General features: G+C 38.4%; 1 protein-coding gene. It reads right to left on the reverse strand.

Translation table 11 applies throughout. The features are described from left to right. On the reverse strand, window positions 1–554 hold a 554-nt coding region (locus GXM17_RS21500), incomplete at both ends, for a hypothetical protein (RefSeq protein WP_208796488.1).

Below are 554 nucleotides of genomic sequence, written 5' to 3' on the forward strand. Positions count from 1 at the left end.
TAGGTAGGTTGCAGGTTTTTAATTTGATAATGGTCTGTTTGTAATTGATACGGTTTGTATTTATTACCAAATAATTCCTCAGTATGTTTAAGAGCGTTTTTAAGTGCCTGTCTAATCAATTCAGGGCTTTCCTTAGTTCCGATAGAGTAACCCACTATGTAATTATTGTACGGGTCCAGTATCATTACTACTGTGAGCCTGTTGTGGTAGGTTGTTTTTGAATGACCATCTTTGTCTATTATCGTTTTTTGATAAAGAAGTTCGGCGTCCCAACCGTCCATTGACCAAAACAGCATTGAGGCACTTGGTTTACTTCGTTTAATCTGCATGTGTTTTTCGTGCATCAGGTCAGTTTCTCCGTGCTGTCCGGCAAATACATACAAATCGAGCTCTTTTCGCTTATTGGCAATTACTCCGGCATCTATCGGTTTCCATCCAATTACTCCGGCAACATCATTGTAATGTCTTACTACTTGTTCATTGTTAAGGTTCTGATGTTTTCCTAAAAGCACCTCAATAAGTGCTAATTGTTCATCATCTTTAACTTTTGCCGC

The organism is Flavobacterium fluviatile (genome assembly GCF_010645065.1).
Classification (GTDB): Bacteria; Bacteroidota; Bacteroidia; order Flavobacteriales; family Flavobacteriaceae; genus Flavobacterium; species Flavobacterium fluviatile.